General features: G+C 73.2%; 9 protein-coding genes. 4 read left to right on the forward strand and 5 right to left on the reverse strand.

From position 1 onward, the window contains the following. The 3 genes from GTW43_RS12575 to GTW43_RS12585 form a co-directional block, all read left to right on the forward strand. Positions 1 to 1,484: chloride channel protein (locus GTW43_RS12575; protein ID WP_161301742.1), on the forward strand; the 1,484-nt coding region annotated here is incomplete at its 5' end. 94 nt (positions 1,485 to 1,578) lie between these two features. Next, positions 1,579 to 2,109 (forward strand): MarR family transcriptional regulator, encoded by a 531-nt coding sequence (locus GTW43_RS12580; protein ID WP_161301743.1) that lies wholly within the window; start codon positions 1,579 to 1,581, stop codon positions 2,107 to 2,109. 193 nt (positions 2,110 to 2,302) lie between these two features. Next, on the forward strand, positions 2,303 to 3,208 hold the full coding sequence (locus tag GTW43_RS12585) for a S41 family peptidase (RefSeq protein ID WP_161301744.1): 906 nt from the start codon (positions 2,303 to 2,305) through the stop codon (positions 3,206 to 3,208). Between the two features lie 41 nt (positions 3,209 to 3,249). On the opposite strand, the gene GTW43_RS12590 is transcribed toward GTW43_RS12585, so the two are convergent. Together GTW43_RS12590 and GTW43_RS12595 are read right to left on the reverse strand one after the other, a co-directional pair. Further along, the gene (locus GTW43_RS12590; protein WP_161301745.1) at positions 3,250 to 3,609 is read right to left on the reverse strand and encodes a DoxX family protein; all 360 of its coding nucleotides are present in this window, start codon (positions 3,607 to 3,609) and stop codon (positions 3,250 to 3,252) included. A gap of 100 nt (positions 3,610 to 3,709) precedes the next feature. Beyond that, positions 3,710 to 4,207, reverse strand: coding sequence for a cupin domain-containing protein (locus GTW43_RS12595; RefSeq protein WP_161301746.1), 498 nt, complete (start codon positions 4,205 to 4,207; stop codon positions 3,710 to 3,712). Between the two features lie 80 nt (positions 4,208 to 4,287). On the opposite strand from GTW43_RS12595, the gene GTW43_RS12600 reads away from it, so the two are divergent. After that, the gene (locus GTW43_RS12600) at positions 4,288 to 5,139 is read left to right on the forward strand and encodes a LysR substrate-binding domain-containing protein (RefSeq protein WP_343245986.1); all 852 of its coding nucleotides are present in this window, start codon (positions 4,288 to 4,290) and stop codon (positions 5,137 to 5,139) included. 56 nt (positions 5,140 to 5,195) lie between these two features. Here the strand turns inward: GTW43_RS12600 and GTW43_RS12605 are convergent, their stop codons facing one another. The 3 genes from GTW43_RS12605 to GTW43_RS12615 form a co-directional block, all read right to left on the reverse strand. Continuing rightward, on the reverse strand, positions 5,196 to 5,621 hold the full coding sequence (locus tag GTW43_RS12605; RefSeq protein ID WP_161301747.1) for an FhaA domain-containing protein: 426 nt from the start codon (positions 5,619 to 5,621) through the stop codon (positions 5,196 to 5,198). A gap of 99 nt (positions 5,622 to 5,720) precedes the next feature. Then, on the reverse strand, positions 5,721 to 6,143 hold the full coding sequence (locus GTW43_RS12610) for a DUF6003 family protein (protein WP_161301748.1): 423 nt from the start codon (positions 6,141 to 6,143) through the stop codon (positions 5,721 to 5,723). A 232-nt stretch (positions 6,144 to 6,375) separates the two neighbouring features. After that, positions 6,376 to 6,612, reverse strand: a 237-nt coding sequence (locus tag GTW43_RS12615; RefSeq protein ID WP_161301749.1) for a hypothetical protein, incomplete at its 5' end; no start/stop codon positions are given.

The raw sequence follows: 6,612 nt of genomic DNA on the forward strand, positions 1-6,612 counted from the left end.
ACGGCGTGCCCGAGGTGATGCTCGCGGTCGCGCAGCGCGGCGGCCGCATCAACCCCCAGGTCGCCGTCGTCAAGGCGCTGGCCTCCGCGCTGACCATCGGCTCCGGCGGGTCCGTGGGCCGGGAAGGCCCGATCGTGCAGATCGGCTCGGCGCTGGGCTCCACGCTGGGGCGGATCACCAAGGTCACCGAGGGCCGGATGAAGCTCCTGGTCGCCTGCGGCGCGGCGGGAGGCATCGCGGCGACCTTCAACGCACCGCTGGCGGGCGTCTTCTTCGCGATGGAGCTCATCCTGCGCGACTTCGCGATCGAGTCCTTCGGCGCCGTCGTCATCTCGAGCGTCGCCGCGAGCGTGATCGGGCGCGCGGCCTTCGGCGACGTCGCCTTCCTGGACCTGCCCGCCTTCCATGTCGAACACCTCGCGCAGTACGGGCTGTTCGCGCTCCTCGGCGTCCTTGCGGGTGCGGTCGGTGTCGGGTTCACCCGGATCCTGTACTGGGTCGAGGACCTCTGCGACTGGGCGTGGCGCGGCCCGGAGTGGCTGCGTCCGGCGGCCGGCGGTCTGCTGCTCGGCGTGGTGCTGCTGGTGCTTCCCGAGATGTACGGGGTGGGGTACCCGGTCCTGGAGGGCGCCGCGGAAGGCAGGTACGCGGCGGCGTTCCTGCTGCTGCTCCTCGTCGGGAAGATCGTGGCGACGAGCCTGACCATCGGGATCGGCGGGTCGGGCGGAGTCTTCGCCCCGAGCCTGTTCATGGGCGCGATGCTGGGCGCCGCGTACGGAGCCGGGATGAACTCCCTGCTGCCGGACACCGCGGGAGCCGTCGGCGCCTACGCGCTCATCGGCATGGGCGCCGTCTTCGCGGGATCCGCTCGCGCGCCGATCACCGCGGTCGTCATCCTCTTCGAGCTCACCGGCGAGTACTCCATCATCCTGCCGCTCATGCTCGCCATCGTCATCGCCACCGCGGTCAGCAAGGTCCTCTCCCGTGACACGGTCTACACGTTGAAGCTGCGTCGCCGCGGCATCGACCTCGACGGGCCCGCGCCGGGCGCGGCACTGGGCGCCCAGGCGGTGACCGAGGTCATGGACGCGGCGCCCCGGCCGCTGGCCGAGGGGACCGCCCTGGAGGACGCCGCCCTGCTCCTCTCCCTGTCCGATCACGGCATGCTGCCCGTGTGTGACCGGGACGGGCGCTACCGCGGAACCGTCAGCGCCAAGGCCGTCGCCGAAGCGCTGGCCGACAGCCCGCAGGAGGCGTCAGGAGCACCGCACACGGTCGCCGACCTCATCGAGACGCCCCATCCGGTGACCGACGGCATGGCGCTCGCCACCGCCCTGCACGCCCTGAGCGCGGCGCCCGGCACCGGACTGCCGGTCCTGGACGCCGAAGAGCACCGGCTGCTCGGCTGGCTGACCCACCGGAGCGCCTTGCGGGCCGTCCACTCCCCCGCACCGCTCAGGACCGCAGCGGCGCAGGCGGGCTGAGCGGGGCACCGCGCCGAGGCACGGTCACGGTCACGCGCAGCCGGGAGTGGCCCGAGTGGAGCACGCGATGCCCTGGACAGGGTAGAAAGGTGCCATGACCAGGAAGGCCGCTCCGGCGGACGAACGCAGGGACGACGTGGACGCGGTCACCCGAGCGGTGCTGACCGCGTCCCGGGTGCTGGTGGCGGTGTCGGCGCGCTCGATCGCCGAGGTCGAGGACCGGGTGACCCTGCCGCAGTTCCGGATGCTCGTGGTGCTGTCCTCGCGGGGCGCCACGAAACTCGTCGCGCTGGCCGGCCTGCTCAGGGTCGCGCCGTCGACCGCCATGCGCATGGTCGACCGGCTCATCGCGGCCGGGCTGGCGGATCGCCAGATCAACCCCGACAACCGCCGCGAGACCCTGCTCCAGCTCACCGACGAGGGGCGCCGCACGGTCGAGGACGTGACGGCGCGGCGCCGCGAGGAGATCGAGTCCATCGTCCAGCGGCTGGACCCCGCCAAACGCACCGCGCTCATCGAGGCGTTGTCGGACTTCAACGAGGCCGTGGCCGAGCCGCTCGCCCCGCTCGTGGAGGGCGACGAGCTCTATCCGCTGGGCTGGGGCGATCCGCCGGAGTCGGGCTGAGGCACGGCCCCGCTCCGGCGCGCCACTGCGCCCGCTCGCCCCGCACACGTGCGGGGGCACGAGGCAACCCGCCGCGTCACCCTCTCCCTCAGAACCGGCTGGAGCGAAGGAAGTTGAGGTGACTCGCCGCAGCGTCCGCGGGCGTACAGAAGTGGATTGACGCTGTCGTGAGACGGGTGCTCTACTCCCTCCCATGACGCCTGTGACGCCCCTTCGGCCGGCCCATGTCATCGACGAGACCACGCGGTTGCTGACCGAGCACTACGTCTTCCCGGAGACCGCCGGGCAGCTGGTCGGCCTGCTCCGGCGACGTCTCGCCGAGGGCGCCTACGAGACCGGCGACGCGGAGGAGCTCGCGCGGCGGGTCACCACGGACCTCCAGTCCGTCAACGGCGATCGCCACCTGAGCCTGAAGTTCCACGCGGACCAGGTCCCGGCCAAGCAGGGCGCGGCCAACCTCGAGTCCGTGCGCCGGGACTTCGACACCTCGCTGGGTGGCGTTCCCCGTGTCGAACTGCTCGACGGCAAGGTCGCCGTGCTGGAACTGGCGCCCATGCTGTTCCCCCTGGACTGGGCCGCCGAACCGCTCGCCGCGGCACTCACCCTGGTCTCCCGTGCCGACGCTCTCGTCATCGACCTGCGCGCCAACCGGGGCGGTGACCCGGACTCGGTCGCCTTCGTGTGCAGCTACCTCCTCGACCGGCGCACCCACCTCAACACCATGTACTGGCGCGCCGGTGACCGCAGCGAACAGTCGTGGAGCCTGCCGCACGTCCCCGGCGCCGGATTCGGCGGCACCAAGCCCCTGTACGTACTGACCAGCAGCGACACCTTCTCCGCCGCCGAGGAACTGGCCTACGACCTTCAACAGCTCGGCCGTGCCGTCGTCGTGGGCGCACCCACGCGCGGCGGTGCCCATCCGCGGGACGGATGGACCGTGCACCCGCATCTGGAGGCCTCCATCCCGATCGGCCGCGCCGTGAACCCCGTCTCCGGCACGAACTGGGAGGGTGTCGGCGTCCAGCCGGACGTTCCCTGCGCACCCGCCGAAGCCCTCGAGCACGCACACAAGCTGGCCCTGGCCCGGTCGGCCGACTGAACCGGGCCGGGTCACACCCGCCGCGGACAGGCCGTCGGCCGTCACAGCGACGTGGCCGGCCACACCGTCGCGCCCGCGAGAGCCACGAGGGCGATGTTGAGCCCGATGCGACGGTCGCCTCCGGTCAGGTGGACGACGAGCGCACCGGCCTGCAGGAGGACGAAGCCGACCGCGACGGCCAGGGCCGACCGCGGGGCGATCCCGGTCAGCGGCGGCAGGACCAGCCCGGCCGCACCGAGGATCTCGACCGCTCCCAGCGCCCGGACCGCGGGCAGGGGCACGCGGTCGACCCAGGCCATCATCGGTCGGAGCTGATCGGCGCTGCGGAAGGTCTTGAGCGTGCCTGCGTAGAGGTAGAAGAGGGCGAGCAGTCCCGCCGCGATCCCATAGGCGATGTTCATGATTCCCGTTCGTGGGCTGCCCGTTGCCGGGGCCCGTCGTCGGTCGGACGTGGAGTGAGGCGACGGCCGTGGCGGTCGTGCCGGGGCGCCGGAGCTGCCGTCAGGAGGGGTCGGCGACGGGCTCGGTCGCGTAGCGGCTCATCACCGCGGCGTTGGCCTGCGACGTCAGCGGCCCGCCGTCGGCGAGCAGGTCGCGCAGGTCCCGGAAGTACTGCACGTACCGGCCGGGGGTGAACGTGCTGAGCATGACGGCAGGCCGGTCGGACAGGTTCGCGAACGTGTGCGGGGTGCCGGGCGGCACGAGGACGAACGTGCCCTCGGGAGCGTCGTAGTGCGCGTCCCCGACCGTGAACCGCACGGTGCCGGAGAGGATCCGGAAGCCCTCGTCGTGCGCGGCGTGACGGTGCTGTGGAGGCCCCTGGGTGTGCGGGGCGAGCACGGACTCGGTCACGGCGAGGCGGCCCCCGGTGTGCCGGCCGTCCTCCAGGACGCGCATGCGGGTGGTGCCCAGGACGATCACCTCGCCGTCGTCGGGCCCGACCACCGACACGGCGGCGGCAGGGTGGTGCGGCCTCTGGGGCTCTGCTTCTCCGGTCATGCCCCGAGTCCACCGCCCGGGCCCCGCCCGCGTCCAAGACTTGTTCCGCCGAGCCGATACCCGGCGGGTATCGTCGCAGCGTGGAGCTACGTACCCTGCGCTACTTCGTCGCGGTCGCCGAGGAACTCCACTTCGGCCGGGCCGCCACACGCCTGCACATGAGCCAGCCGCCGCTGAGCCGGGCGATCAAGCAGCTCGAAGCCGACGTCGGGGCGCTCCTGTTCACGCGCTCGCCCACCGGCATCGCCCTCACCCCGGTCGGCACCGTGCTGCTCGGCGAGGCGCGCGAGCTGCTCCAGCACGCCGACCGGGTCCGCACACGTGTGAGCGCCGCGGCCGGTGCCTCGACGCTCACCGTCGGCATCCTGGGCGACGGCACCGATCCCGGCGTCGCGAAACTCGCCGCCGCCTTCCGCCGCGCCCACCCCGGCATCGACATCCGGATCCGCGACACCGACCTGACCGACCCGACGTGCGGACTGCGCACCGGCCTCGTCGACGTGGCACTGACCCGGGCGCCCTTCGACGAGACCGCACTGACGGTGCGGGCCCTGCGGAGCGACCCGGTCGGCGTCGTCCTGCGCGCCGACGATCCGCTGGCCGGCCACGTCCGGCTGCGGCTGGCCGACCTGGACGACCGGCGCTGGTTCCAGTTCCCGCGGGGCACCGACCCTGTCTGGCAGGCGTACTGGAACGCGGACCGGCCACGCGAGGGGCCCGAGGTGCGCGCTGTGCAGGAGTGTCTGCACGCCGTGCTGTGGAACGGCACGGTGGGCCTGGCCCCGCTCGGCCACGACCTGCCTGCGGAGCTGGCCGTCGTCCCGCTCGCCGACATGACGCCGAGCCGTGTGGTGGCGGCGTGGAACGAGGGCGACACGAACCCGCTGCTCCGCTCGTTCGTCGAGATCGCCATCGCCGCCTACCGTCGCTGAACCGCGTCCGGATCCGCGCCCGCTAGGCGGTAGCCACTCGCTGGCCTGACGCACCGTCACATCCGCACCCGCCCCTGCGTGCGGCGTGTGGGCGACGACGGCGGCCGGCGGTACGGCGCGATCCGGCTCTGCACGGTGAAGCGGGGTGCCCGGGCCGCGCCCGCCGCGCGCAGGGACACCTCGACCGCGCCGACGAAGGTGTACGCGTTCTCCGCGGCATGCCTGCGCACCTGGACCGCGAGGTGCCGCTGCACCTGGGCCTGGTAGGGCAGGAGTTGTCGGTGGGCCTGGCGGGGCAGCACGACGGCGAACACGTTGGGGACGACCGTGCGGCCCCTCGTGACGATGAGCGCCTTCTCGTCACAGTGCCGGCGCAGCGCGCGGATCACCTCCGCCTCGCGGTGCGGAGCGGGCAGCACCCGTGCCCACAGCGGGTTGCTCCAGCGCTCCATCAGGGCCTCGACGTCTCGCAGCAGTCTCATCGCCTGCTGCTGCCCGGACGGGGCCGGGAAACCCTCCCCCATTCGGGTACACCAGCCGTACCGGTGTGCGGGGGGGCTCCCACTGCCCGTGCCGGGACGTCAGACGGTGAGCCGCCCCACGTCCTCCGGGTCGAGACCGGTCAGTTGTGCGATGCGCGCCGGGGGGACGCCCGCCGTCAGCGCACGCAGGACGAGCGCCTCCCAGTCCTGGGTCGTCTCGCGGAAGCCCAGGAGCTCCCCCTCGACGTCCGTGACCGACCGCGGCGCGCACGCCTGCCTGACCCTGACCGCCTCCTCCTCGCTCAGCGGGACGGGCAGCCGCTCGGCATCACCCGGAATGATGGCTTCCTCGTCGGCCGGAAGGATGCGGACCTGCTCCGCGCCCGCCGCCACCTCGTGCGCCTGCAACCAGCCGTGGACGGCCGGTGTCTCCGCACACTCCAGCGAGCCGACAGCAGCGAGCGCCGCTCCCAACCGCGGATCCTGGTCGGAAAGGAGGAAGAGGTACGCCTCATCGGCCATGGCACGGTCTCGCCTTCTCCATCGCACTGCAGTGGGGGCACCGATGCTAGCGCCCCGCGGCCCCGCATCCGTACGGGAACCGGGCTTGACGCGACCGCTCGGATCGCGCCCGGCACCGGCGCGGACGTCGGCCGCAGGGGCGGCGGCCGGTCCCCCACCGGCCGCCGTCCCGCCCTCGATCCGCGACCGCGCCGGACCGGACCGGACCGACGGACTCAGCGCCCCGCGGCCGTCACCGGACGGGCTCGACCGTGAAGGTGTGCGCGCCCGCCCCGACCGACACCGTGACGCGGCCGTCGGTGACACGTACGTCACGTGACGCACCGCGGCGGCCGTCCCACAGGACCTTGCGCCCCTGGCGCACGACCACGCGCGCGGAGTCCCCCGGCAGCGCGACCGTGCCCCGGGTGCCGCCGGGCGCCTTCACCGTCAGCGAGAAGCGTCCGCCGGACTGCTCCCACAGGACCCC

The sequence above is a fragment of the Streptomyces sp. SID5785 genome, from assembly GCF_009870065.1.
Classification (GTDB): Bacteria; Actinomycetota; Actinomycetes; order Streptomycetales; family Streptomycetaceae; genus Streptomyces.